Source organism: Lampropedia hyalina DSM 16112 (assembly GCF_900129055.1).
In the GTDB taxonomy this organism is placed as follows: Bacteria; Pseudomonadota; Gammaproteobacteria; order Burkholderiales; family Burkholderiaceae_C; genus Lampropedia; species Lampropedia hyalina.
In genome coordinates this window covers 23,090-48,774 of record NZ_FQUZ01000025.1, presented here as the reverse complement: position 1 = coordinate 48,774, position 25,685 = coordinate 23,090, and the positions used below count along the sequence as shown (strand labels likewise).

Below are 25,685 nucleotides of genomic sequence, written 5' to 3'. Positions count from 1 at the left end.
GCAAAGAAATGAAGGTAACGCCCTCCATGGGGACGGTGGGTGATGCCTACGACAACGCCATGGCTGAGAGCTTTTTTGCGAGTCTGGAATGTGAGTTGATTGACAGGAGAAGTTGGCCAACAAAGGCAGGAGCCAAGCGCGACATCTTTAGCTGGATCGAGGGCTGGTACAACCCGCACCGGCTGCATTCAGGCATCGGTTACCTGTCGCCTGTAGAGTTTGAAAAAAGGAGGAAAGGCAGCAAGAAATCTGTTTCCAAACCAACGCCAGAAATGGCCGATCCAGTGTTCTATACCCTCCGGTAATGTGGGGGAACTTCAGGGCCGTGGTGGCCAAATCGTCCTTGTTGCAGCAGGAGAAGAAGCCATTCTTGCCGTGACAGCCAAAACCAGGGCCAAGTTTGGCCTGCTTTTTCTGGACATCAGGCGTGCCGCTCAGCAGCTTTCCAAAGAGTTGGCCTGATCCGCATGCAGGCTAATGCCACACCGATATCTCACCCAGGAACAAGCAAGCCATGTCTCTACCCGATATGAAACCGGCCCCGGAAAGTGTATGCCAGCAAACACGGCTTACCTACCATGACGGCAGCAGCCGATTGGTGTGTTGGTTGAATACGGAAGTCCCCGTTCCTGATGATCTGGTGCTTGTCTCCCGCACGGACGCACAGGGAATCATCACCCACGCCAATGATGCTTTTGTCGCAATGAGTGGCTATTCGCGCCAGGAGCTGATTGGACAGCCTCACTGCGTTCTGCGCCACCCCGACATGCCGGCGGCTGTCTTCAGGGGGATGTGGGCTGATTGCCAGGCTGGCCTGAAATGGAATGGGTATGTCAAGAACCTGCACAGTGCAGGGGCTTGCTATTGGGTTCGTGCCACTGTGGTTCCCAATGTCCGCAAGGGTGTCGTGGTCGGCTACACCTCGGTGCAACGCAAGCCTTCTCGCCTCTGGGTCGAGGCAGTGATCCCCATGTATCAGAGATTCCTTGCTGCGCAGGCAACTCAGACAGTCAGCAGCGAGGAAGTCAGCAGTCAGGAAGGAGATAGGCAATGAGCGGAACACCCTGCAATCCATGGAATTTTCTGGTGGCGCGGGACTTTTCTCCCGGTCAGGTGACGCAATGGCATCTGTTCAACACCACATTGCAACGTCATACCCGGTTGCCGTTGCACTTGCTTCTGCCCAATGACTTCATGGAGCAGCAGGACATGCTGCAATCACAAGAGATTGGGATGGTTTATGTCAATCTGTTCGATGCGGGCAGCTTGATCCGGGACAAGGGCTTTATCGGCTTTGCCAGACCTTCTCGGCATAACGATGAAATCGTGATTGCCACCCATGCCCAAAGCCCTGTCCATTCCATTGAGCATCTCAAGCCTGGTTGCCGTATTGCCACCACGTCTTATGGTGACCGCTTGATGGGCCTGCGGTTTCTGGAGTCTGTGGGCCTGCGCACGGGAAATGTGAACTGGGTTCAGTCATCGAGTTATCAACAGGTGGCCAGAATGCTGCTCAACCATGAGGTGGATGCAGGATTTTTTCTGGCAAGTGCCTTTCATTCATTCACCCACATGACAAAGAGGCAATTGAAAACGCTGCTTGAAAGCCAACTGGGGAGTGTGTCTCACATTCTGTTGCTCAATCCAGACCATGAAGAGCATTTGCCTTTGCTGCAAACCACATTGCTGGAAATGGGCCAGAAGCCCGGAGTGCAGAGAATCTTGGATGGGCTGGGGTTGTCGGGCGGGTTTGAAGGGCTGGAGCCATCGGATGCCGAGTTCATGATCGACTTGATGGAAGCATGGTTGCTTTTTGGTAAGGCTCCTGTCCCTGCCTGAAACCGTTGGGGCAGGAGTCCATCATTGGTTGCCCATTACCCCAACTCCTGCCCCAGCTCCTGTGCACGTTTTTCGGCCGCCTGCATGGCCTGGATGAAGGATGTTTTTACGCCCAGTTCATCCATTGTGGTGGTGGCTGCAAACGTGGTGCCGCCTTTGGAGGTGACGCGCTGGCGCAGTACTTCCGGGCTTTCATCGGATTGGGCTGCCAGAGCGGAGCCTCCTTCGAAGGTGGCCAGCGCGAGGCGATATGCCTGCTCTGGCTCCAGTCCCATTTGCACGCCTGCGTCGCGCATGGCTTCCAGGAAATAGAACACATAGGCCGGGCCGGAGCCTGAGAGAGCGGTGACGGCATCCAGTTGCGCTTCGTCGTTCACCCAGAGGGACTGGCCGATGGCACTGGCGATCCATGCGATGCGCTCGCGGTCTTCTGCGCCGACCTGTGGCAAGGCGAACAGGCCGGTCATGCCTTTGCCTACCAGTGCGGGGGTGTTGGGCATGGCGCGGACGATGCGCTGCGACCCCAGCCATGGGCTGAGGCTGCGGGTGGGGATGCCTGCTGCAATGCTCAGGTGCAGGCTTTGGAGCGTCCAGGTCTTCACCGGGGCTGCGGCTTGCTGAAACAGCTGTGGCTTGACGGCCCATACCACCACGTCTGCCTGTGCCAGCCGTGCATCGGCTGCTTCCTGTGCCTGCACGCCATGCTGGGTCAGCAGGGCCTCTCGCGTGGCCTGCTGCGGCTCGACCACCAGAATCTGTTCGGCAGGCTGGCCGTGCTGGCGCAGGCCACCGATGATGGCACTTGCCATGTTGCCCCCCCCGATGAAGGCAATGGTGGGGAAGCTGGCGGGAGTGGCGCGGGAGGCAGTCATGGTGAGGGCGATTCAGCGTAAGGAGATGAACAAAAAAGGCAGCCTATGCACGGGTGGGTGCATGACTGCCCTGTCGCGGAAGATGCGCGTACTCAAACGGATCAGGATCCGCCTTGGTGTGCACGCTTGCCTGGGTTCTTCTTGCTGCGGGTGTGAACGCCGCGCTCCTGGCTGACCTTCTGGCCACCGCCTTCACGGGGAATACTGTAGCCCTTGGGAGGTGTGGGAGGAGGGGTGAACTTGCGATCGGCTTCGGTGAAAATCTTGCGTGCCATGGTGGTTCCTGTAATCGATGGAGAAACCTGCCATTGTATGCGATACAGGCACTGCTGACAGTGGCCAATTGCTCAATTGCAGGTGTGTGGGGTCTGGATGCGCTGGCTTTACCAGCGGTAGGCGGCTCCCAGCCAGAACTGGCGACCTGTCTTGTAGCCAGAGACCGTCGAGTTCGTGCCATTCTGTGAGTAGCCTGCCAGTCCACCGACCTTGCTGTTGAAGACGTTGAGCACGTCCAGCGTCAAATCGAGATACTGGTTGCCATGCACCGGCACTTGCCAGTTGATGCGCCAGTCCAGCGTGAGGGCGCGTTTGTAGTCGCGCTTGACGAAGTCATAGACGCGGCCAGTGTAATAACCACAGGCACCGGGCTGGGTGGAATTTTGGCAACTGGTGAAGAATGTATGCACATGGCTGGAGTAGCGATCCGTGTAGTTGAAGCGGTGTGTCCAGTTCAGTCGCCACTTGGGCACGTCGGTGCTGATTTCCAGGAAAGAAGTCCAGGGCGTGTTGTGGTCGAAGGGCGGAATTTGCCCCTTGTGGTCGTAGATCTGGCCTTCGTAGAGGTACCTGAAGAGGTCGCTGGCTTCGTAAATGCTTTCCTCGTAGCTGTTGAAGCTGGACTTGTTGCTGCTGTAACGCGCCCCGAAGCTGTAGCCGATGGCCACATCGCCCACCTGCCGCGCTTGCAGGCTGCTGATGCCCATGGTGACGGTATTGGCCTGCCCCCGGCCTTCGTTGCTCATGTAGGAGTAGCTATAGCCTTCGGCATCCTTGTATTCGCGCATGGTGAACTGGTCACGCGATTGGCGGTGTACCCATTTGAGCGTCCACAGTGCATTGCCCCAGCTCTGGGCCAGGCCCATGTTGAATTCGTCGCTGTATGGGGTCTTGAGTTCCAGTACATCCCAGTTGGTGCTGTTGTTGGCAATGCGTGGTGTCAGCTCACTCCATTCCTGACCGGGCGCACGACCGCTATAGGAGAGAGTCTTGGGCATGTTGCGGCGCAGGGCATAGGCGAGCATGCTGCCCGCGTGGTAGCGGTTCAGGCCAGCAAACACCTGGGTCTGACGGTTGCCGTACACATCGAAATTGAATGCCAGGCGCGGTGAGAGGGTGGTGTCGCTGAGGAAGTCATCGTGATCGATACGCAGGCCGGGGGTGAACTCCAGGCGGCCGACGCGGATGCGGTCTTGCAGGTAAAAGGCGTAGTGGTTGTTGTCCACCGTGGTGTGGTGGCTGGGGTATACCAGATTGGTTGGTGCATAGATCACCCCCGGCAGGCAGTACAGGCAATCGGTGCTGGTGGTGGTGCGGTTGGCTGTGTACACATTGGTGGTGACGGGGCGGTGGGCTGAAGCCTCGCCCAGTTCGACTTCCCAGCCCAGGGCGATGCGGTGTTCGGCCTGGCCGCTCTGGAAGGCGTTCAGTGCATAGTCCTGCTTGAGTGTCCAGATTTCCGACTGGTTTTCCAGCTCGCCAATGCCGCCTTCATAGGCCCAGGTGCAGTCCTTCATGCTGGTGACATTGCCGATGGGGCGCGAACACCAGTCGAACTGGCTGGCCACGGCATCGTCGGTCACGTTCCACGACCACATGTCTGCACCGCCCTTGTAGTCGATGCGGTTGGTGTTGCGGGCAAAGGACACCATGCTGGTCACGCGCCCCCAGTCCTGCTGGCTGAACCATTCCAGGTTGCCGCGCCAGCCACCGCCTTCGATTTCGTATTCGCCGTTCTTGGTGTTGTTGTACCAGTAGGAGCCGCTGTGTGGCGATGCCATCAGCGTGGCCGTGAAGCGGTTGCGGCCATCGTGCTGGTACAGCCCCTTGAGCATCAGGGTTTCGGCCAGGCGTTCCTCGGTGTAGCGCATATGGCCCAGGCCGGGGTGGACTTCCGGGATGCTGGATTCGGTGCGGTTATAGGCCAGCCGCAGCCCGAGCCGCTCGTTGATGGGCTGGTTGAGGGCGATATCGTAGATTTTCTTGGTGAACGATGGCTGGTTCGGGTTGTCGGCATTGTCATCGCCGATGGTTTCGCCTTCGTCGAACAGAAAGCGCGTCCAACTGTCGCGGGTGGTGCGCAGACCCATCCGGCCCGAGGCACGCTTGAGGTCGGGGTTCTTCAGCTTCGCATCGACCACGCCACCGGTGAAGCCACCGTATTGGGCGGGCACGTTGCTGTCGTACACGGTCACTTCGTCCAGCAATTCGGCATTGACGTGGAAGGCTTCCGGGTGGCCGGGCACAATGCGGGTGGCTGCTGGATTGGCCTCGTTCACGCTGTTGGTGATGTCGGAAATCGAGCCGCCGGGGTTCAGAATGTCGTTGTTGGACAGGCCATCGAGCAGGAAGCGGTTGTTGTAGAACTTCTCGCCGTGAAACGAGATACGCTCCGGCGTGATTTCCCCCGCTGTCAGGCCGCTGTCGGCGGTGTCGGACAACTGCACGTTCGGGTTGTTGCGCAGCAAGTCGGTGATGCCACCATTGCGGGTGGGCATCTTCTGAATGTCAGCAGCGTTGATCTGCTGGACATCGGGGCGTTCGGCCTTTGCGGTGACTTCCACGGTGTCCAGTTGCTGGCCACTGCTGGCCGTGGTTGCAGTTTCGGTCGCAACCGTTTCAGCGGCATCGGTGGTCTGTGCCAGTCCTGTGCCCATGCCAGCGACTCCAAGCGCGACGGCTACGCCCAGCGGTATATTTTTGTGCATCATTTTCCATTCAGCGGTCAAGAGCCGGTGCAAAAACCAAAGGGCGAAATTTTATAATAACAATTCTCATGAAAATTCAGTAGAAGATGTTTCCACGATTGCGTTTTTCTTCGCCTCGTTGGCATGGTGGCCTCGTGGCTGCTGTGCTGTGGGGCATGGCTTTGGGGGCGGTGGCCCGCGATGGGGCACCTGCCGAAGCCGTGCAGTGCCAGCAGGCATCTGCTGACACTGCGGCCACCGCTGATGCCGATGCCAGTGGCTGGCGCATCGACTGTCTACGCCAGCAGTACCAAGGCAAGCCTGGGCAGTGGCCGCGCCCGTGGATTGATGATGGCGTGCCGTGGCAGGAGCTGGCTCCGGTTCCCCCGGCCCAACCACCGGCCACTGCCGCAGAGCAGGCGCGGCTGATCCTGGGAACCGCGCTGTTCCATGACCCTGGCCTCTCCGGCAAGGGGGCGGTGTCCTGCGCCACCTGCCATCAGGCGGTGCGTTCCTTCACCGATGGCCTGCCTCTGGCCGTGGGGGAAGACCGGCTGATGGGCAAACGCCGCAGCCAGCCGCTGTTTGCCGCGCCATTCGCTCCGCTGCTGTTCTGGGATGGGCGTGCCGCCAGTCTGGAGGAACAGGCACGCGGCCCGATCGAGAACCCGCTGGAGATGAACAGCAGCCTGGAAAAGGCCCGCGCCTATATTGCCAGCGTGCCGCAATACCAGCAATGGGCCGAAGCGGCTTTTGGGAGTGACGGCATGGCAGACGATGAATGGCTGTCGGCGATTGCCAGCTTCGTGCGTGTGTTGCGCCCGGCCAGCACCGCAGCCGATGCAGCCATTGCGGGCGATACCCAGGCTCTGGATGATGCCCAGCTGCTGGGCCTGCACCTGTTTCGCACCAAGGCCCGCTGCATGAACTGCCACCACGGCGCGCTGCTGACCGACAACCGTTTCCACAACATCGGCCTGAGCTTCTTTGGCCGCCGAAATCAGGATTTGGGACGCTTCGAGCACACCCGCGATCCTGCCGATCTGGGCACGTTCCGCACGCCCAGCCTGCGCGGTGTGGCACAGGCCGGGCCGTGGATGCACAACGGCATCTTTCCGAATCTGTCCGGCATTGTGCGCATGTACAACGCGGGCATGGGCAATATGGAGCGCGGCAACACCACCGACGACCCGCTGACCCCGGTCAAATCCCCCCACATTCAGGAACTGAACCTGACGGATGAGGAAATCAAGGCACTGGTGGCCTGGCTGGAAGTGCTGTAGGAGACGCTGATCAATTCAACCCGGCCCGCGCACATTGTCTCGGGCGATCTGGTGCGTTGCCATCTGACGTCAATAGCCCCGCTATTGACGCCAAATGTCGCCTTCCATCTCATCCCGATACAAGGCGCACAGGCTCAGGCGAATTAATCAGCGTCTCCTATAGGGCGAATCTCAAAAAGGTCAGATTTTCATGATCTTCTCGCGGTAGTACACGAGTTCGTCGATGGATTCATGCACGTCGGCCAGGGCCGTGTGCTTCTGGGCTTTCTTGAAGCCGCTGGCAATCTCGGGCTGCCAGCGGCGCGTCAGCTCCTTGAGGGTGCTCACGTCGATGTTGCGGTAGTGGAACCAGCCTTCGAGCTTGGGCATGTAGCGGCACAGAAAGCGGCGATCCTGTCCGATGGTGTTGCCGCACATGGGCGAGACATGCTTGGGAACGTACTGGCGAATGAAGGCCAGCAACTGCTCCTGTGCTTCTTCTTCGGTCAGGGTGGAAGCCTTGACCTTGTCGATCAGGCCGCTGCGCCCGTGCGTGCCCTTGTTCCAGGCATCCATGCGGCCCAGCAATTCGTCGCTCTGGTGAATCACCAGCACCGGGCCTTCGACGCGCGGGGTCAGTTGCGGCCCGGTGATGACGATGGCGATTTCCAGCAGGCGTTCCTTTTCGGGATTCAGGCCGCTCATCTCGCAGTCCAGCCAGATGAGGTTGTCGGCCGACTTGGCCAGGGTGGTGGCCGGGGTCGCTGTGGGGGAGGGGGATTCTGTGCAGTCGTTCATGGTGCAGGATTGTCGCATCCGGCGGCAGTGGCATGGCCAAACAGGCGGGGATTGTATGCCTTGGCGATAATACGCACCCTATGTCCCATTCCGATGCCCGCCCCTCTCATCCCCCCCGTCCCCGCCGCCGCAAACCAGCGGCCCCGCCCGCTGCCGATGCGCTGCCACCGGCTTTGCCACTGGCCGATGTTCCAGCCGTAGCCCCTGCACCGGTGGCGTTGCGGCTGGAGTTTCCGGCCGACCTGCCGGTGTCGGCCCGTCGGCAGGACATTGAGCGCGCCCTGCACGACCATCAGGTCGTCATCGTCTGCGGCGAGACCGGCTCCGGCAAGACCACGCAATTGCCCAAGATTGCACTGGCTCTGGGCCGTGGACTGGGGCGCGGCCACAAGGATGCCAAGGGCCGACGGGGCCAGTGGATTGGCCACACCCAGCCGCGCCGCATTGCCGCCTCCAGCGTGGCCAAGCGCATTGCCGAGGAGTTGCACACCCCGCTGGGCGAGGTGGTCGGCTACAAGGTGCGTTTCCATGACCGGCTGGGGCCGAATGCCCGCGTCAAGCTGATGACGGATGGCATCCTGCTGGCCGAAACCCAGACCGATCCGCTGCTCAAGGCCTATGACACCCTCATCATCGACGAGGCGCACGAGCGCAGTCTGAACATTGATTTTCTGCTGGGCTACATCAAGCAGATTCTGCCGCGCCGACCCGATCTGAAGGTGATTGTCACCTCCGCCACCATCGATGCCGAACGCTTCGCCCAGCACTTTGCCAGCCGCCGGGGCGCGGCTCCGGTGCTGTATGTGTCGGGGCGCACCTATCCGGTGGAAATCCGCTGGCGGCCCTTCGAGGAAAGCAAGGACACCGATCTGAACACCGCCATTGCCGATGCCGTGGACGAGTTGTGGCAAGGGCGGCCGCAGGGCGATATTCTGGTGTTCCTGCCCGGCGAGCGCGAAATCCGCGAAGCCGCCGACCACCTGCACCAGCATCTGGCGCACGACCCGGTGCGCCGCCACAGCACGGTGCTGCCGCTGTTTGCGCGGCTCAGCCAAGCCGAGCAGGATCGCGTGTTCGAGACCGGTGGCACGCCGCGCGTGGTGCTCTCCACCAACGTGGCCGAAACCTCGCTCACCGTGCCGGGGGTGCGCTATGTGGTGGATGCAGGCACGGCGCGGGTGAAACGCTACAGCTACCGCAGCAAGGTCGAGCAGTTGTTGGTCGAACCCATCAGCCAGGCCGCCGCCAACCAGCGCAGCGGGCGCTCCGGCCGCGTGGCCGACGGCATTGCCATTCGCCTCTACGACGAGCCGGACTTTGCCAGCCGAGCGCGCTTCACCGACCCGGAAATTCTGCGCAGTTCGCTGGCGGGCGTGATTCTGCGCATGAAATCGCTGGGCCTGGGTGCGGTGGAGGACTTCCCGTTTCTGGAAGCTCCTTCGTCACGCGCCGTCACCGATGGCTACCAGCTTTTGCAGGAGCTGGGCGCGATGGACGAACAGCGCGAACTCTCCGACATGGGCCGACACATGGCCCGCCTGCCGCTGGACCCGCGCGTTTCGCGCATGTTGCTGGAGGCGCACACCCGTGGCGCGCTGGCCGAAGTGCTGGTGGTGGCATCGGCCCTGTCGGTGCAGGATGTGCGCGACCGGCCCATCGACAAACAGGCGCAGGCCGATCAGGCCCATGCCCGCTTCGACGACGAGAAAAGCGAATTCAGCAGCCTGCTCAAGCTGTGGCAGTGGATTCACGACGCACGCGGTGGCAAGCCCAGCCTGCCATCGGCACGCCAGCAGCAGATCGAGCAGGCACGGCAGGCGCAGGGCAAACACCGCAACCACGCGGTACTGCCGGCGGCGCAGCGCAATGCAGCCGCCCCTGCCGAAACGGGCAGCCCGGCCAGGCCAGCCGATAGCAGTGCAGAGCAGCCCACGCCACGCCTGTCCAACCGCCAGTACGAAAGCCTGTTGCGCAGCAGCTACATCAACGTGCGGCGCGTGCGCGAATGGCGCGACATCCACCAGCAACTGGCCACCGCCGTGGCCGAGCAGGGCTGGAAGCCCCAGGCCGTCCGCCCGGCCAGCTATGAAGCCGTGCATCTGTCCTTGCTCTCGGGCCTGCTGGGCAACATCGGTTGCCGCCAGGACGACAGCGAACACTATCTGGGCGCGCGCGGCATCAAGTTCCACCGTCACCCCGGCGCGCGTCTGCGCAAGAAGCCGGGGCGTTGGGTCATGGCCGCCGAATTGGTGGAGACCACGCGCCTGTACGGTCGCATGATCGCCAACATCGAACCGCAGTGGCTGGAAGAAGTCGGCGGGCATTTGCTGAAGAAACAGTTGCTGGAGCCGCACTGGGAGCAGAAAGCGGGCGAAGCCGTCGCACTGGAACGCGCCACCCTCTACGGGCTGGTGGTGTACCACGGGCGGCGCGTGCCTTTCGAGCGCGTCGATCCGGCAGCGGCACGCGACATCATGCTGCGCCAGGCCCTGGTGCAGGGCGACTACGCCCCCGAGTGGGAGCGCAAGTTCCCATTTCTTGCCACCAACCGCAAGCGCATTGCCAAGGTCGAAGAGCTGGAACACAAGGCCCGCAGGCAGGATGTGCTGGTCGATGATGAACTCATCTACGCCTTCTACGACCGCCACATTCCCGAAGCCATTGCCAATGGCCGCCAACTCGAACGTTGGTACCGGCAGGAGCGCGAGCAAACCCCGCATCTGCTGGAGCTGCAAAAGGACGAGCTGATGCGGCACGAGGCCGCTGGCATCACCACCCAGGCGTTTCCGCCCACCATCAAACTCGGCGGCATGGACCTCAGTGCCAGCTACCTGCACGAACCGGGCAACGTGCGCGACGGCGTGACCGTCACGATTCCGCTGTATGCGCTCAATCAGGCGCAGGAAGAGCGCACCGAATGGCTGGTGCCAGGCATGCTCAAGGCCAAGATTCAGGCCCTGCTCAAAAGCCTGCCGCAACGGCCACGCTCACGCCTGTTGCCGCTGGCCGACACTGCCGAAGCCATCACACAAGGCTGGCTGGCCGATGGCACTTTCGGCCATGGGGAACTGACGGAGAAACTGCGCCAGTGGGTGCGCGGCAAGACCGGACTGGAGATCAAGCCCACCGACTTCAAGGCCGACATGCTCAGCCCGCACCTGTTCATGAACTTCCGCGTGGTCGATGAACATGGCCGCCAACTGGGGCAGGGCAGAAACCTGGCCGCGCTCAAGGCCGAATGGAGCCAGCAGGCGCGCGGCGCGTTTCAGGCACTGGCCGGGCTGAAACTGGCCGCCAGTGTGCAAGCCTCTTCCCCGCCTGCCGCAGAAGAGCCGCCACCGCCCACCACAGCGACCGCCCGCCAGAAGGAAAAACAGGCCGTTGCCTCGGCGAAACCCGATGCACGCAGCGAGCTGGGCGAGCCCGAGCAACGCCACACGCAGTGGGACTTTGGCGAACTGCCGGAAATCATGGAGTGGGGCCGTGGCACGCGCAAACTCATTGGCTTTCCGGCTTTGGTCGATCAGGGCGATGCCGTCACCATCGAGGTCTTTGACGAACCCGAGGCCGCCGCCAGCGTGCACCGCAAGGGCCTGGTGCGGCTGTTCGCGCTGCAAACCCGCGACGCGCTCAAGTACCTGGAAAAGAACATCCCCGACATGCAGAAAATGGCCGTCGCCTACATGCCACTGGGCACACTGGAGGAACTGCGCCGCCAGATCATTGCCGTGGCACTGGAAATGGCTTTTCTGCCAGAGCCATTGCCCACCAGTGCCGAACAGTTCCAGCAGCGGCTGGCCGAAGGCCGCCCACGCCTGAGCCTGCTGGCGCAGGAGGTTGCACGGCTGGTCGGGCAGGTGCTGGCCGAATACGCGCTGGTGGTGCGCAAGCTCAAGGACACGCGCGGCGCGGATACGGCCGTGGCCGACATCCGCCAGCAACTGGAGCGGCTCATGGGCAAGCACTTTGTGCAGAACACCGCGCAGGCCTACCTGAAGCACTACCCGCGCTACCTCAAAGCCATGCTGGTGCGGCTGGAAAAATACCGCGAAGACCCTGCCCGCGACCAGGGCCGCCAGGCCGAAGTCGCCCCGCTGGAAGCACGCTACACCCGCCTGCTGGGCCAGCGCAAGGGCCAGCACGACGAAACCTTGCAAGACTACCGCTGGCTGCTGGAAGAGTTGCGCGTGAGCTTCTTCGCCCAGCAGTTGCGTACTCCGCAGCCCGTCAGTGTCAAACGGCTGGAAAAGGTCTGGGCACAGGTGGTGGGGTGACAAAGCACAGGGAATGACGGGATTTCTCCTGTCCCGGACGGATTATTTTCTGCTGTATCCTTATGCGTTCATGTATCTGACACCATCGGGTCGTATGGGCCGTGTGTCTGTTTATTCAACTGTTTCAAGGAGTTCAACAATGGTTTCTTTTCGCCTGACGCATCTGGCCGTGGCCCTTTCGACTGCCGGTTTGCTGGCGGTATCGGCGGCCCATGCCGATACCATCAAGATTGCGGTGGTCGGCCCCACCACCGGCCCCGTGACGCAGTACGGTGACATGGTGAAGGAAGGCATTCACACCGCCGTGGAACAGATCAATGCCGCAGGCGGAGTGCTGGGCAAGAAGCTGGAGACGGTGAACATCGACGATGGCTGCGAACCCAAGCAGGGGCCGGTGGCGGCCAACCGCGTGGTCAATGAAAAAATCGGCTTTGTGGTGGGTGGCGTTTGTTCGGGCGCGACCATTGCAGCAGCCCCCATTTACGATGAGGAAGGCGTGCTGATGGTCACGCCCTCGGCCACGGCCCCGGCACTGACCGATGGCAAGGACTATGAGTTCATCTTCCGCACAATTGGCCGTGACGACCAGCAAGGCCCGGCTGCCGCGAAGTTCATCATCGAGAAGGCCAAGCCCAAGCGCGTGGCGATTCTGCACGACAAGCAGTCCTACGGCCAGGGCATTGCCGCTGCGGTGCGCGATGGCCTGGAAAAAGCCAAGATTCCGGTCGCTTTCTTCGAGGGCATCAATGCAGGCGATACCGATTACTCTGCCGTGGTGACCAAGCTCAAGGCCGAAAACGTGGACTTTGTGTACTACGGTGGCTACCACCCGGAACTGGGTCTGCTGCTGCGCCAGACCGCCGAGCAGGGCGTGAAGGCCACGTTCATGGGGCCGGAAGGAGCAGGCAACCCGGACATCAACGCGATTGCCGGGGATGCGGTGGAAGGTATGTTGCTGACCCTGCCTGCCGACTTCTCGGCTGACCCGAAAAACGCGGCCATCGTGAAGGCATTTGCCGACAAGAAACGCAATGCCGCCGGGGCGTTCCAGCTGACCTCCTATGCCGCCGTGCAGGCGATTGCCGCAGGCATTGAAGGTGCGAAGAGCGAAGAGCCGCAAAAAGTGGCCGACTTCCTGCGCAGCAACAGTGTGGAAACTCCGCTGGGCAGCATTTCCTGGACCCAGCAGGGCGATCTGAGCAGCTTCAATTTCGACGTTTATACCTGGCACAAGGACGGCAGCAAGACGGCAGTCAAGTAAGCCGGGCAGGGCCGCCACTCTTGGATTGCAAAGGTGGCGGCATGGAATTTGCTTGCCTTTTTCCGTAGTATGGGCCGTGTCTTGCGCATGGGCCTGAATTCTGAAATTTTTGTCACCTGGAGATCGAAGCCATGTTTGTGAAACGTTTTATTCCTTCCCTCGTCGCTGTGGCGGTTGTGGCACTGACGGGAGTGGCCTCTGCTGCCGACCCCATCAAGATCGGCATTCCGCAGCCGATGACCGGCCCCAACAAGCAGTACGGTGACCAGATTCAGGCCGGTGCGCTCACGGCCATCGAAACCATCAATGCCAAGGGCGGTGTGAAGGGGCGGAAACTGGAGCCGATTCTGATTGATGATGGCTGCGAACCCAAGCAGGCTGTGCCAGCGGCCAACCAGGTGGTCAATTCCGGTGCCAAGTTCGCAGTGGCCCACGCCTGTTCGGGCACTACCGTGCCTGCCGTGGGGGTGTATGAGGAAGAAGGCATCGTGGCCATCACCCCTGGAGCCACTTCGCCGCTGGTGACCGACACGCTCAAGCCGCATTTCTTCTTCCGCACGATTGGCCGTGACGACCAGCAGGGGCCTTTTGCCGCAGGCTACATTGCCAACACACTCAAGCCCCGCACGGTGGCAGTGCTGCACGACAAGCAGACCTATGGGGCCGGTGTGGCCACCCAGGTGCGTGACGCGCTGAAAAAGCATGGCGTGAATGTGGCCCTGTTCGAGAGCATCAACGTGGGCGACAGCGACTATTCGGCGGTGATTACCAAGCTCAAGACCCTGTCTCCCGATCTGGTGTATTTCGGCGGTTACCATCCGGAACTGGGCCTGCTGCTGCGCCAGGCGCGTGAGCAGAACTTGAACGTGCAGTTCATGGGGCCGGAAGGCACGGCCAATCAGGACTTGGTGGCGATTGCCGGGCCAGCCATTGATGGCCTGCTGGTGACACTGCCGGCCGACTTCACCAAACGCCCCGAAAATGCCGAGATCGTCAAGGCATTCCAGGCAGCCAAGCGTGACCCGGATGGCGCATTCCAGATGCCCGCCTATGCCGCAGTGGAAGTGATTGCCGCCAGCATCGAGGCCGTGGGCGATGACCCGGCCAAGGTGGCCGATTACCTGCACGCCACCACGTTCGATACCTCCATCGGCAAGGTGGAATACGATGCCAAGGGCGACCTGAAGGACTTCGAGTTTGCGGTTTACCAATGGGATCGCGCAGGTAACAAGAAGCAACTCTGATAGCGATGGGGCTGCTGGCTGAATGGGGTGGGCTGCCGTCAGAACCTGTTCCATATTCAGCCAGTACATGCTGCATGGGGTGAGATGGCAACTGGTTGAGGCGGTTCGTTGCTGTCCTGCCGGGGTTTCCAGCCGTTATAGTGCCGGGTTTGCAAAAAAAGCGAGTGATTGTTTATGTCTGAACTGCCTCAAATCATCCAGCAGATCTTCAATGGTCTGTCGCTGGGTGCGATTTACGCGCTGATAGCCATCGGCTACACGATGGTCTATGGAATCATCGGAATGATTAATTTTGCCCACGGCGAGATCTACATGATCGGTGCCTATGTGGGACTGGTCACGCTCACGGCGTTTGGCACGCAAAGTGGCGTGCCGCTGCCGTTCATCATTGCGGCCATGCTGGTCGTGGCGATGGTGGTGACCGGCATCTATGGCTTTGCCGTGGAGCGGGTGGCCTATCGCCCGGTGCGCGGTGGCCCGCGTCTGGTGGCCTTGATTTCGGCCATCGGCATGTCGATTTTTCTGCAGAACTGGGTGGCATTGGGACAGGGGGCACGCGATCAAGCCGTGCCCTCATTGATTTCCGGGGCATTCCAGTTCCATATTGGTGAGTTCGACATCACCCTGCCGTACTCGCGCATTCTCATTATCGTGGTCACGGTGCTGCTGATGGTGGCCCTGACGCTGTTCATCAAGAATTCGCGCATGGGTCGTGCCTCGCGGGCCTGTTCGCAGGACATGAAGATGGCCAGCCTGCTGGGCATCGATACCAACAAGGTCATTTCCTTCACCTTCGTGCTGGGGGCCATGCTGGCGGCTGTGGGCGGGGTGCTGATTGCCGTCACCATCGGCAAGCTCAACCCGTTCATTGGCTTCATTGCCGGCATCAAGGCCTTCACCGCTGCGGTGCTGGGTGGCATTGGCAGCATTCCGGGGGCCATGCTCGGTGGCGTGCTGCTGGGGCTGGCAGAGACTTTTGCCGCCGCCTACATCTCCTCGCAGTACAAGGACATCGTGGCCTTTGGCCTGCTGGTGCTGATTCTGCTGTTCCGTCCCACCGGCCTGCTGGGCAAGCCAGAAGTGGAGAAGGTCTGATGGCGAACACGGTCAAGAACGCATTCATCGCCGCGCTGATGACGGCCATCATCATCACGCCGGTATTCGGTCTGCAACTGGTGCGCCAGGGTGCGCAGACCACACTGGAGCCGCAATGGGGGCTGGTGGCACTGGGGTGCAGCCTGGTCTTTGTGCTCCAGCTCATCAAGCCTGCACTGGGCAAGGTATTCGGGCGGCTGCGCATCGGCTTGCCCACGGTGGCCGCCGGGCCGAGCACCCGCAAGCATCTGTGGCTGGGTGGCCTGCTGATTGCCGTGGCGATTGCCTGGCCGTTCCTGGGTATCGTCGCGCCGGGGCTGGGCATCGGCAGCCGCAGTCAGGTGGACATTGCCACGCTGGTGATGATCTACATCATGCTGGGGCTGGGCCTGAACATTGTGGTGGGCTTTGCCGGGCTGCTCGATCTGGGCTTTGTGGGCTTTTATGCCGTGGGAGCCTACACCTACGCGCTGCTGTACCACTGGGGCGGCTGGAGCTTCTGGCAGGCTTTGCCGCTTTCGGGCGCGATGGCCGCGCTGTTTGGCTGGATACTGGGTTTTCCGGTGCTGCGGCTGCGCGGCGACTACCTCGCCATCGTCACGCTGGGGTTTGGTGAAATCATCCGCCTGCTGCTCATCAACCTGACGCAATGGACGGGCGGCCCCGATGGCATCTCCGGCATTCCCAAGCCCACCGTCATGGGCTACGAAATGACCCGCCGCGCCAGCGAGGAAGGCACGCAGACCTTCCACCAGATGATGGGCTGGGGCTTCAGCAACCAGCACATGGTGATCTACCTGTACCTGATGGCACTCGCGCTGGCACTGGTGACGCTGTTCGTCTCCAACCGCCTGATCCGCATGCCCGTGGGCCGCGCCTGGGAGGCTCTGCGCGAGGATGAAATCGCCTGCCGTTCGCTGGGGCTGAACCCCACGCGCATCAAACTCTCGGCCTTCACGCTGGGGGCCATGTTCGCCGGTTTTGGCGGAGCCTTCTTTGCCGCCCGCCAGGGGCTGGTGAACCCCGAATCCTTCACCTTCATCGAATCCGCGCTGATTCTGGCCGTGGTCGTGCTGGGCGGCATGGGCTCGCAACTGGGCGTGATTCTGGCGGCCATCATCCTGACCGTGCTGCCGGAAGTGGCGCGGGAGTTCGCCGAATACCGCATGCTGCTGTTCGGACTCGTGATGGTGCTGATGATGATGTGGCGACCCGAAGGGCTGCTGCCCGCGAAGCGTCCGCATGTGGAGGTGGCACGATGAGCGAGGCACTTCATTCCAATGCGCTGCTCCAGGTCAAGGACCTGACCATGCGCTTCGGCGGCCTGCTGGCCGTGGACCAGGTCAGCTTCGAGGTGGGCAGTACCGAAATTTTCGCCATCATCGGCCCCAACGGGGCGGGCAAGACGACAGTGTTCAACTGCGTCGGCGGCTTCTACAAGCCCAGCGGTGGCCAGGTCTTCATGGCAGGCAAGAATATTGCCGGCCTGCCCAGCCACAAGGTGGCACGCCACGGGCTGGTGCGCACCTTCCAGAACGTGCGCCTGTTCAAGCAACTGACGGTGCTGGAAAACCTGCTGGTGGCCCAGCACACCCAGGTGGAGAACGGCCTCCTCAAGGGGCTGCTGAAACTGCCGTCCTACCGCCGTTCCGAGCAGGACGCGCTGGACCGCGCGCTGAGCTGGCTGGACTTCATGGGCATTCGCCAGTACGCCAACCGAGAGGCGGGAAATCTGGCCTATGGCCACCAGCGGCGGCTGGAAATCGCCCGCTGCATGATTACCCAGCCACGCCTGCTGATGCTGGACGAACCGGCAGCGGGCCTGAACCCGCAGGAAAAAGTGGAGCTGCAAAACCTCATCCAGTTGCTGCGGCGCGACTTCAAGGTGGCCGTGCTGCTGATCGAGCACGACATGGGGCTGGTCATGAATGTCTCGGAGCGCATTCTCGTCATGGAGCACGGCAAGCCCATCATCACCGGCACCCCCGATGTGGTGCGCAATGACGAACGCGTCATCAAGGCCTATCTGGGAGAAGAATGATGAATACGACCGCTACTCCCATGCTGCAATTGCAGAACATCCAGACCCATTACGGGGCCATCCGTGCCTTGAACGATGTCAGCATTCACGTCAATCAGGGCGAAATCGTCACCCTGATCGGCAGCAACGGCGCGGGCAAGACCACCATGCTGATGACCATCTGCGGCAGCCCCCGCGCCACCACCGGCAAGGTGCTGTTCGAGGGCAAGGACATCACGCGGCTGGACACCCACAGAATCATGCGCGACGGCATTGCCATCTCGCCTGAAGGGCGGCGTGTCTTCCCCGATCTGACCGTGACGGAAAACCTCAAGATGGGTGGTTTCTTCCTGGGCAGCAGCGCAATCGAGGAAGGCATCGAACATGTCTTTGGACTGTTCCCGCGCCTGCGCGAACGTGCGAACCAGCGCGCCGGCACCATGTCCGGTGGCGAGCAGCAGATGCTGGCGATTGGCCGCGCACTCATGAGCAAGCCCCGCCTGCTGCTGGACGAACCCACTCTGGGGCTGGCCCCGCTCATCATTGCGCAGATATTCGAGATCATCCAGACCATCCGCGCCGAAGGCGTGACGGTGTTTCTGGTGGAGCAGAATGCCAACAAGGCCCTGCAAATCGCCGACCGGGGCTATGTGCTGGAAACAGGCCGCGTCGTGCTGGAAGACAGCGGCAAGAGCCTGCTGGGCAACCCGGATATTCGCAAGGCCTATCTGGGCGCGTGAACTTTGGCAGAACGCGGTGGGCTGAAAAGGCTCCCGTCCTGCCGGTCTCTGCCCATTGCAGGCGCAATCAATGCAGCAGCGGAGGCTCCTGTCCCTCGGGCAATGAGGGGGCGATCTTGAAGAAACCCGTGCCTGCGCTGGCCTGATGCTGCTCGGCCTGCGTGCTGGGGCGGATGCGGTGAATGCGCAGGGCGATTTTCAGCGCAATGCCTGCGAGTGGGTGATTGGCATCCAGCACCACATGCTCCGGGTACAGTTCCGTGACCGTCAGCAGTGTGTGCGGTGGAATATCGGAAGATGCGCCCTGCGGCAGGCCATTGCCCTCGAAGACCATGCCTTCTTCCAGTTCCTCGGGAAACAGGCTGCGTGGCTCCAGGAACACCAGGTCGGCATCGTAATCGCCAAAGCCGTCTTCCGGCTCCAGGTACAACTCCACGCTTTCGCCTTCGCGCTTGCCCATCAATGCCTGTTCGATGCGTGGCAGGAGGTCTTCCCCTCCCACCAGAAACTCCACCGGCTCGGTGAGTTCGTCCAGCAATTCGCCCAGACTGTCCTTGAGCGTCCAGGTCAGGGCCACTACGGTGTGATTCATGATTTGCATGGCCCGCATTGTCGCAGATTCCACTGCGGCACCGGCCTGTACGCATCGGACGGCATGGGGGGAAACGGTGGGTGACGGTGATACATTGTGGTGGTGCTTCGGGGCCAGCCGTGCGGGCCGTCGATGCCGACTGGAATCCATGCGTTTTCAACATTTACCTGCCACTGCCATGCCTGTTCTGCAACTTTGGATCACCCACGATGACTGCCAATTGCGCCCCGTGCCTGCTGAAGGGGGAGACGATCAGGCTGCCCCGCTGTCTGCCGTGTCGCTGGGCATTGAGCTGGAAGCTCTGGCGGCACGGGTGTTGCGCCATACGCCACCCACCGGTGCGCAGATGGAGCAGGCCATCATGGAGCTGGAAGATGCCATTGCGCCGCATATCGCACTGGCACGCGCCTGCCATGCCATGCCTTTGCAGGTGATGGGGGACGCATGGGCACAGCCTTTGTTGCAGCAGATGCGCGGTTTGTCGCTGGCACATGTGGTGTCCACCCCGCAGTGGGAACAGGTGTTTGAAAGGCTGGCCCGGCTGGTGGAAGGTGCTCCCATCGCATCGGCAGGGGTGCCGCTGGAGATGCCGCTGTGGGTGGCGATTGTGCTGGTGCGCGAGCTGCTGCATCACGCTGGTTTTGCCCAGGTGCAGATTGGCTGACCGGGGTCAAGAATTGGTCGCTTGCAGCAGCCGCTTCAGGCATAGAATGGTCTCATACCGTGTACCGGAACACAGAACAACAGGATTCAAAGGAGCAATGCCATGACCGTGCACACACCCAAAGACTGGGCGGAATTTCGTGATCGTCTGCTGGCCCGCAAACAGGAGTTGTTGGCAGAGATTCATGCCGTGGAAGAGGGCATGGAGGCAGGAAGCGGGCTGGGCGATGTCATGGACACCAAGGATGCGGCCCGCAAGCAGGAAAACCTGGATGTGCGCCGTGCGGAGGTTCAGCGCGACGAGACGGAACTGGCCGATGTCGTGGCGGCCTTGCAGCGCATTGCCGATGGCAGCTATGGCGAGTGCATCGATTGCGGCCGGGAGATTGACATCCGGCGGCTTCAGGCCCGGCCAGAATCCATGCGCTGCATTGCCTGCAAGGAAAAGGTGGAGGCAGCGGCCCACCATTGAATGGCGCATTGCCGTACCGGTCGAGCAGATATGGTAGATTTTCGATGGCCTTGGCAATTGCGTTGCCAGGGCCATTGTTTTTGGTATTTCATACGTTCCTTGCCATGAATCGTCCACGTTCTGCCTCGTTTTCTTCTCCCCGTCGCAGCCTGCCTGCCGAAGTGCGCATCATTGGGGGGCAGTGGCGGCGGCGGCGTTTGCCGGTGCTGCACAAGGAGGGTTTGCGCCCGACTCCCGACCGCGTGCGCGAGACCCTGTTCAACTGGTTGGGGCAGGATTTGACCGGTTGGCATTGCCTGGATGCCTTTGCCGGTACGGGCGCGCTGGGTTTCGAGGCGGCCTCCCGCCATGCCACCCAGGTCACCATGAACGAGAAAGACCCGCAGGTGTTCGCCCAACTGGAGCAGTCGGTGCGGCAGTTGGGCGCGGCCCATGTGCTGCTGCACCGGGGAGATGGCTTGCAGGTGCTGGTGCAGCCCCCGTCCCGGCAGGCCAAGGGTTGGGACTTGATTCTGCTTGACCCTCCCTTTGCCAGTGATCTGGATGCGCAGGCCCTGCCATTGGCGCGGCAGGCACTGGCCGATGATGGCTTTGTGTACCTGGAATCGGCGCGTGCCTGGACGGATGCGGCAGGGCTGGCCGAACAGGGCTGGCGTTTGCACCGCTACCTGAAAGCCGGGGCCGTACACGCCCATTTGTTGCGCAAAGGCTGAAGCCAGTCCGCGTCATGCCCCTGTCATGCGGGGTGGAAAGAATGCCTGCTTTTCCAGCAGGAGATTTCCACGATGCAGCAACGATCTTTGCGAACTTTATGGGGCACGACCCTGGTGGCAGCGGCCTGTGCCCTGTCGGCCTGTGGCGGCAGTGACAATGACGGCTCCCCTCTGGAGCTGACCATTCTGCACATCAACGATCACCATTCCAATCTGGCCGAAAAGCAGAGCAGTCTGCGGCTGGATGCCGGCACGGGCAGCCGGGAAGCCGTATCGGTGAGTGCTGCCGGTTTTGCCCGCGTGGCACAGGCCATGCAGGAGTTGGGGGCGCAGTCTGAAAACGTGCTCAAGCTCCATGCAGGCGATGCCATTACCGGCACCCTGTATTTCAACCGTGCCGGGGCTGAAGGCGAAGCCGATGCCGCGCTGATGAACACCGTCTGCTTCGATGCCTTCACATTGGGCAACCATGAATTCGACAAGGGTGACAGTGGCCTGAAAGGGTTTCTGGACTTGCTGCAACAGGGCAATTGCAATACCCAGGTGCTGAGCGCGAACGTGAATTTCGGGGCGAATTCGGCCCTGCATTCCTCGCGTGCACCGGGTGCGGTCAAGCGTTCGGTGGTGGTGCAGCGTGGCGGCCAGTCCATCGGATTGATCGGCCTGACGATTGCCGATAAAACCAAGATTTCTTCCAGTCCCGATCAGGATACGCTGTTCACAGACGAGGCGGCAGCGGTGCAGCGCGAGATTGACGCACTGCACGAGCAGGGCGTGAACAAGATCATCGTGCAAAGCCACATTGGCTACGGCTACGACCAGCAGGTGATTGCCAAGGTCAGTGGCGTGGACGTGGTGGTGGGCGGCGATTCCCATTCGCTGCTGGGGCCGGATACCCTGAGCCAGTACAACGTGGGTTCTCCTGCCGGAGTCTACCCCACACGCCTGTTGGACAAGGATGGCAATCCCGTGTGTCTGGTGCAGGCATGGGAATACAGCCAGGTGGTGGGTGAGCTGAAGGTGCAGTTCGATGGCGATGGCAAGGTGACTTCCTGCGAGGGAACCCCCCATGTGCTGATTGGCGACGATTTCCGCGTGGGCAATGCCGCTGCCACAGCCGCACAGCGCGAAGCGATTCTGGCCGATGTGGCCAGCAGCGGCTTTTTGCGTGTGACCGGCCAGCATGCCCAGGCCGCAGCCACGCTGAAACCGTTTTCTGAAAAAGTGAAGGTGTTCGAGGAAACACAGGTGGCGGTGGTGGAAACCGAGATTTGCAGTCGCCGTGTTCCGGGTGGCGTTGGCTCGGCCGACTACTCGCGCTCCAGCGTCAGTTGCAATGCACTGGGTGAAGTCAGCGCACGCGGTGGCGACATCCAGCAACTGGTGGCGCAAGCCTATCTGGAAGTGACGCGCCGTGATTATGGCGGTGCCGACATTTCGCTGCAAAGCGGCGGCGGCGCGCGTGAGCCACTGGTTCCTGGAATCGTATCGGCGGCCACGCTGATGAAAATCCTGCCGTTTGGCAACATGCTCTACAAGCAGGAGCTGACCGGTGCGGAAGTGCAAGGCATGATCGAGGACGGGCTGGATGCGGTATTCCGCACAGGTGGCTCCACCGGCCCTTACCCTTACACCGGCGGACTGCGCTTCAATGTGAATGCCAGCCAGCCCAAGGGCAGCCGTGCCAGCGGCTTCGAGGTGCATAACCCCAGCAGTGGGGCATGGGAGCCACTGGATGCGAACCGCCGCTATACGCTGGCCGTGCTCAGCTACAACGCCAGCGGTGGCGATGGCTACAACACCCTGCGCGATCTGCCCGATGACCGGGTACTGGATGTTGGCGTGCTGGACGTGGAAGTGTTCTTCAACTACATCAACACCATGCCCAAGGATGCGGCCACCGGCCTGCCGGTGATCGGCAAGCTCGATGCCCAGTGGTACAGCACCAAGTCCTTCCAGGCAGTCAGTGCCAACTGATACCGGAGCCTGGTTCTGACTGAAAAGGCCGCACAGGAACGCCCTGTGCGGCCTTTCTTGATGGAAAGCGCGTGGTTTCAGGTTTTCAGGTTCCAGCCGGTGGCGGCGGGGGACGCTGGCCATCGGTGCCGGCGGGGCGTTCGGGCCGTGCCGACAGCACTCCCTCGTGCAACTGGCATTTTGCGGAGACTTCGCGTGTGGCACCGTCGCGCCCCGGCAAGGTCAGAGATACGGTACCCCCTTCCGACTTGCCACTGCACGCCTCGATGAATGCCTGTGGCGGCGGGCCTCGACGGCCATCGGGTCTGGGCTCTGGTGGTTGCTGTGCCGAGGCGATGGATGCCAGCCCCATGCACAGCACGCCGATGGTGGCACTCGCCACAGAAAAAATGCGTGTCATACAGACTCCTTGAAAAATGCGGGAGATTCCATTATTGATGGCGACTCTCTCTGGCAAGAGGCTTCATCGGGGGCTTTTACCGGAGTTTTACGCCCGGTTCACACGCGATACCCGGCCTTGACAGAGGGGCCACGTCCACCAGCGTGCTGGCGGTCAGTGGCTTTACCAGGCTTTACCGAAGCGATGCCCAGCCATCACATTCGGCGACCACAATGGAAACGCCGAAAGCATGGACAGGCATGGGCCTGCTTCCAGTGAACCAAAAGGAGTCCGACGATGATCGACCGCAGGAAATGGATGGCCACCGCCTTGGCCAGTGCGCTGGTGGCCGTGCCCACATGGGGCCTGGCACAGCCCGGTGATGAGCGGGAATCGCACAGAAAGCAACCGCAGACCCAGCAGCAGGCTGCCAAGCCGCAGCACAAGAAGCAGGAGCCACAGCAGGACAGGCGCAAGGCGGACAACCAGCAGCCCAAAAAGGCAGAGCCTGCCAGAAAAGCCACCCGACCTGTAGAGAAGAAGGCTGAGACGAGACGGGGTGCAGGCCCGCAGCGCAATCTGCATTCGGGCGACCGCCTGTCCCAGAACCACCGCCGTCCACAGTATGTGGTGGATGACTGGCGCGGGCACAAGCTCCCGCCCCCCGGACGGGGGCAGCAGTGGGTACAGGTGGGAGCCGACTATGTGCTGATCGCCATTGCCACCGGCATCATTGCCAGCGTGGTGCTGGGACACTGATCGCCTGCCATCAAAAAACCGCCCCTTGTTGGAGCGGTTGCATGGCAAGAAAGTGTGCAAGGCAGGGGGTCAATGCCCCTGCGAAGGGGGTTTGGCTGGGCTGGCCACAGGCTCCCGATCTTCCTTGCGATTGATGAACAATGCCCAGATGGCAATGAACAGCGCGGCAATGACCGGCCCTGCCACAAAGCCCGTCAGGCCGAACAATGACAGACCGCCCAGCGTGGACAGCAGCACCAGGTAGTCTGGCATCTTGGTTTCCTTGCCCACCAGAATGGGGCGCAGGATATTGTCCACCAGGCCAATCACCCCCACGCCCACCACAATCATGATGATGCCCTTGACGATGGAGCCTGTCGCCAGCAGGTAAATCGCCACAGGCCCCCAGACCAGACCGGCTCCCACGGCAGGCAGAAGGGACAGAAAGGCCATCACCACCCCCCACATCATGGGCCCCTGAATGCCCAGTGCCAGGAACATCAGGCCGCCCAGCGACCCCTGCACGGCTGCCACCGTGATGTTGCCCTTGATGGTGGCCTTGACCACCGAGGTGAACTTGTTGGCCAGATTGCCCAGGTGATCCTTTTGCATGGGAATGGCGCGGCGCATATGCCCCATGATGTGCGCGCCGTCCCGGAAGCAGAAGAACAGCAGGTACATCATCAGGAAGAACGAAATGGCAAACTGCATGGTGTTCTGGCCGATGTTCACCGCACGCGTGTACACCACCGACAGGGCCTGTGTGGCCACTTCTGCCATCTTTTGCTGCACCTCGTCCAGCCCGTCAAGGCCGAAGCGGTTGAGCCATTGCCACACCCATTCCGGCGTGGCATCGCTGATCTGTTGCAGATACTGGTCGAATGAGTTGCCGCCGCTGGTCATGCGGCCGTAGAACGACAGCACCTCCTGCACCAGCGAAATGCCCACCAGCACCAGCGGAATGATGACAATCAGGGTACAGACCAGCAGCGTCGTCACCGAAGCCAGATTGGTTCTGCCGGGCATGCGCCTCAGAATCTTCTGGTGAATCGGCCAGAACAGCACGGCCAGCGTGGCCGCCCAGAAAATGGCCGAATAAAAAGGCTCCAGCAGAATGAAGAAGCCAATCGTCACGGCGATCAGGGCAGCAATGAAGGCACGGCTTTGCAGGGTTTCTTGTGAGTTCATGGCAATCCATGCGAAATGATGCGGAAAAACAATGGACAGGGCACGCAGGAGGCTGGAAAACACGCTCATGCCTGACCATGAAATGTAGGCCATCCGGTGGCGAAAGTCACGCTGCCCAGTGGCAAGCACAGGGCCATTGCGCCCGGCCGCAGCCGATGCGATGGCTGTGTGCTGGATGCGGTTATGGCGCAAGGCTGTCTGGGCATGGAGGAGGGAAATTTATACTGCCTGTTTTTTGTCTGCCGCATGGGTGTGCGGCAGACCCGGAAAGGGCAACAGCATGATTCTCGATGAGCGGACTTACGCCATTCACCCGGCACATGTGCGCGAATACCTGGACATCTATGCCGAGGAAGGCATGGCCTTGCAGGTGTCGCATCTGGGGCATCTGGTGGGCTGGTTCACCACCGATACGGGTGTGGTGAACGAGGTGGTGCATGTGTGGCGTTACGAGAATCTGGGCGAGCGCGAACGCCGTCGCGCCGCGCTGGAGGCTGACCCACAGTGGCAGACCTTTCGCCGCAAGACCTCGGGCTTTGTGCAGAGCATGCGCAGCCGCATTCTGCGCCCCACGGCATTTTCACCGATGCAATGA

The 25,685-nt window shown here is 61.4% G+C and carries 24 protein-coding genes; 17 read left to right on the top strand and 7 right to left on the bottom strand.

Features of this window, described 5'->3' with window-relative positions:
- The 3 genes from BUE21_RS10550 to BUE21_RS10540 all read left to right on the top strand — a co-directional run.
- Window positions 1-305, top strand: a 305-nt coding sequence (locus tag BUE21_RS10550) for an integrase core domain-containing protein (RefSeq protein WP_234971124.1), incomplete at its 5' end; no start/stop codon positions are given.
- Between the two features lie 209 nt (window positions 306-514).
- Window positions 515-1,054 (top strand): PAS domain-containing protein, encoded by a 540-nt coding sequence (locus BUE21_RS10545; RefSeq protein ID WP_073356631.1) that lies wholly within the window; start codon window positions 515-517, stop codon window positions 1,052-1,054.
- Window positions 1,051-1,839, top strand: a complete 789-nt coding sequence (locus BUE21_RS10540; protein ID WP_073356630.1) for a phosphate/phosphite/phosphonate ABC transporter substrate-binding protein — start codon at window positions 1,051-1,053, stop codon at window positions 1,837-1,839. Before BUE21_RS10545 ends, BUE21_RS10540 begins: the two co-directional genes overlap by 4 nt.
- Window positions 1,840-1,874: 35 nt before the next feature.
- Here the strand turns inward: BUE21_RS10540 and proC are convergent, their stop codons facing one another.
- The 3 genes from proC to BUE21_RS10530 all read right to left on the bottom strand — a co-directional run bounded on the left by proC (window position 1,875) and on the right by BUE21_RS10530 (window position 5,698).
- Entirely contained in the window at window positions 1,875-2,711 is an 837-nt protein-coding gene (gene proC / locus BUE21_RS10535) for a pyrroline-5-carboxylate reductase (protein WP_073356629.1), read from the bottom strand.
- 101 nt (window positions 2,712-2,812) lie between these two features.
- A complete protein-coding gene (locus BUE21_RS14830; RefSeq protein ID WP_200796727.1) occupies window positions 2,813-2,986 on the bottom strand; it encodes a hypothetical protein in 174 nt (57 codons plus the stop codon).
- A 108-nt stretch (window positions 2,987-3,094) separates the two neighbouring features.
- Window positions 3,095-5,698 carry a TonB-dependent receptor plug domain-containing protein gene (locus BUE21_RS10530; protein ID WP_073356628.1) on the bottom strand — a complete coding sequence of 868 codons (2,604 nt, stop codon included), beginning with the start codon at window positions 5,696-5,698 and terminating at the stop codon, window positions 3,095-3,097.
- A gap of 131 nt (window positions 5,699-5,829) precedes the next feature.
- Here BUE21_RS10530 and BUE21_RS10525 point away from each other — a divergent pair, with 131 nt between their 5' ends.
- Entirely contained in the window at window positions 5,830-6,957 is a 1,128-nt protein-coding gene (locus BUE21_RS10525; protein ID WP_234971123.1) for a cytochrome-c peroxidase, read from the top strand.
- Window positions 6,958-7,137: 180 nt separating this feature from the next.
- Here BUE21_RS10525 and orn read toward each other — a convergent pair whose 3' ends face one another.
- Window positions 7,138-7,734 carry an oligoribonuclease gene (gene orn / locus BUE21_RS10520; protein WP_073356627.1) on the bottom strand — a complete coding sequence of 199 codons (597 nt, stop codon included), beginning with the start codon at window positions 7,732-7,734 and terminating at the stop codon, window positions 7,138-7,140.
- An 80-nt stretch (window positions 7,735-7,814) separates the two neighbouring features.
- Here orn and hrpA point away from each other — a divergent pair, with 80 nt between their 5' ends.
- The 7 genes from hrpA to BUE21_RS10485 all read left to right on the top strand — a co-directional run bounded on the left by hrpA (window position 7,815) and on the right by BUE21_RS10485 (window position 18,368).
- Entirely contained in the window at window positions 7,815-12,008 is a 4,194-nt protein-coding gene (gene hrpA / locus BUE21_RS10515; RefSeq protein ID WP_084523176.1) for an ATP-dependent RNA helicase HrpA, read from the top strand.
- Window positions 12,009-12,147: 139 nt separating this feature from the next.
- Window positions 12,148-13,269, top strand: coding sequence for a branched-chain amino acid ABC transporter substrate-binding protein (locus BUE21_RS10510; RefSeq protein WP_073356626.1), 1,122 nt, complete (start codon window positions 12,148-12,150; stop codon window positions 13,267-13,269).
- 131 nt (window positions 13,270-13,400) lie between these two features.
- Entirely contained in the window at window positions 13,401-14,513 is a 1,113-nt protein-coding gene (locus BUE21_RS10505) for a high-affinity branched-chain amino acid ABC transporter substrate-binding protein (RefSeq protein WP_073356625.1), read from the top strand.
- A gap of 174 nt (window positions 14,514-14,687) precedes the next feature.
- Complete coding sequence (livH, locus tag BUE21_RS10500) at window positions 14,688-15,608, top strand: high-affinity branched-chain amino acid ABC transporter permease LivH (RefSeq protein WP_073356624.1); 921 nt, start codon at window positions 14,688-14,690, stop codon at window positions 15,606-15,608.
- Complete coding sequence (locus tag BUE21_RS10495; protein WP_073356623.1) at window positions 15,608-16,870, top strand: high-affinity branched-chain amino acid ABC transporter permease LivM; 1,263 nt, start codon at window positions 15,608-15,610, stop codon at window positions 16,868-16,870. Before livH ends, BUE21_RS10495 begins: the two co-directional genes overlap by 1 nt.
- A complete protein-coding gene (livG, locus tag BUE21_RS10490) occupies window positions 16,867-17,649 on the top strand; it encodes a high-affinity branched-chain amino acid ABC transporter ATP-binding protein LivG (protein ID WP_073356622.1) in 783 nt (260 codons plus the stop codon). The genes BUE21_RS10495 and livG overlap by 4 nt, the downstream gene beginning before the upstream one ends.
- Window positions 17,650-17,669: 20 nt before the next feature.
- A complete protein-coding gene (locus BUE21_RS10485; RefSeq protein WP_073356621.1) occupies window positions 17,670-18,368 on the top strand; it encodes an ABC transporter ATP-binding protein in 699 nt (232 codons plus the stop codon).
- 67 nt (window positions 18,369-18,435) lie between these two features.
- Here BUE21_RS10485 and BUE21_RS10480 read toward each other — a convergent pair whose 3' ends face one another.
- Complete coding sequence (locus BUE21_RS10480; RefSeq protein WP_073356637.1) at window positions 18,436-18,969, bottom strand: FKBP-type peptidyl-prolyl cis-trans isomerase; 534 nt, start codon at window positions 18,967-18,969, stop codon at window positions 18,436-18,438.
- A 169-nt stretch (window positions 18,970-19,138) separates the two neighbouring features.
- Here BUE21_RS10480 and BUE21_RS10475 point away from each other — a divergent pair, with 169 nt between their 5' ends.
- From BUE21_RS10475 to BUE21_RS10460, 4 genes are all read left to right on the top strand, one after another.
- The gene (locus BUE21_RS10475; RefSeq protein WP_073356620.1) at window positions 19,139-19,624 is read left to right on the top strand and encodes a hypothetical protein; all 486 of its coding nucleotides are present in this window, start codon (window positions 19,139-19,141) and stop codon (window positions 19,622-19,624) included.
- 102 nt (window positions 19,625-19,726) lie between these two features.
- Window positions 19,727-20,095, top strand: coding sequence for a TraR/DksA family transcriptional regulator (locus BUE21_RS10470; protein ID WP_073356619.1), 369 nt, complete (start codon window positions 19,727-19,729; stop codon window positions 20,093-20,095).
- Between the two features lie 104 nt (window positions 20,096-20,199).
- Window positions 20,200-20,808, top strand: coding sequence for a 16S rRNA (guanine(966)-N(2))-methyltransferase RsmD (gene rsmD / locus BUE21_RS10465; protein ID WP_073356618.1), 609 nt, complete (start codon window positions 20,200-20,202; stop codon window positions 20,806-20,808).
- A gap of 72 nt (window positions 20,809-20,880) precedes the next feature.
- Window positions 20,881-22,785: a bifunctional metallophosphatase/5'-nucleotidase gene (locus BUE21_RS10460; RefSeq protein WP_073356617.1), complete on the top strand. Its 1,905-nt coding sequence runs from the start codon at window positions 20,881-20,883 to the stop codon at window positions 22,783-22,785.
- An 85-nt stretch (window positions 22,786-22,870) separates the two neighbouring features.
- On the opposite strand, the gene BUE21_RS10455 is transcribed toward BUE21_RS10460, so the two are convergent.
- Window positions 22,871-23,185, bottom strand: coding sequence for a hypothetical protein (locus BUE21_RS10455; RefSeq protein WP_073356616.1), 315 nt, complete (start codon window positions 23,183-23,185; stop codon window positions 22,871-22,873).
- A gap of 276 nt (window positions 23,186-23,461) precedes the next feature.
- Here BUE21_RS10455 and BUE21_RS10450 point away from each other — a divergent pair, with 276 nt between their 5' ends.
- On the top strand, window positions 23,462-23,923 hold the full coding sequence (locus tag BUE21_RS10450) for an RcnB family protein (protein WP_073356615.1): 462 nt from the start codon (window positions 23,462-23,464) through the stop codon (window positions 23,921-23,923).
- Window positions 23,924-23,992: 69 nt separating this feature from the next.
- Here the strand turns inward: BUE21_RS10450 and BUE21_RS10445 are convergent, their stop codons facing one another.
- Complete coding sequence (locus BUE21_RS10445) at window positions 23,993-25,090, bottom strand: AI-2E family transporter (protein ID WP_084523179.1); 1,098 nt, start codon at window positions 25,088-25,090, stop codon at window positions 23,993-23,995.
- 280 nt (window positions 25,091-25,370) lie between these two features.
- On the opposite strand from BUE21_RS10445, the gene BUE21_RS10440 reads away from it, so the two are divergent.
- Window positions 25,371-25,685 carry an NIPSNAP family protein gene (locus tag BUE21_RS10440; RefSeq protein WP_073356613.1) on the top strand — a complete coding sequence of 105 codons (315 nt, stop codon included), beginning with the start codon at window positions 25,371-25,373 and terminating at the stop codon, window positions 25,683-25,685.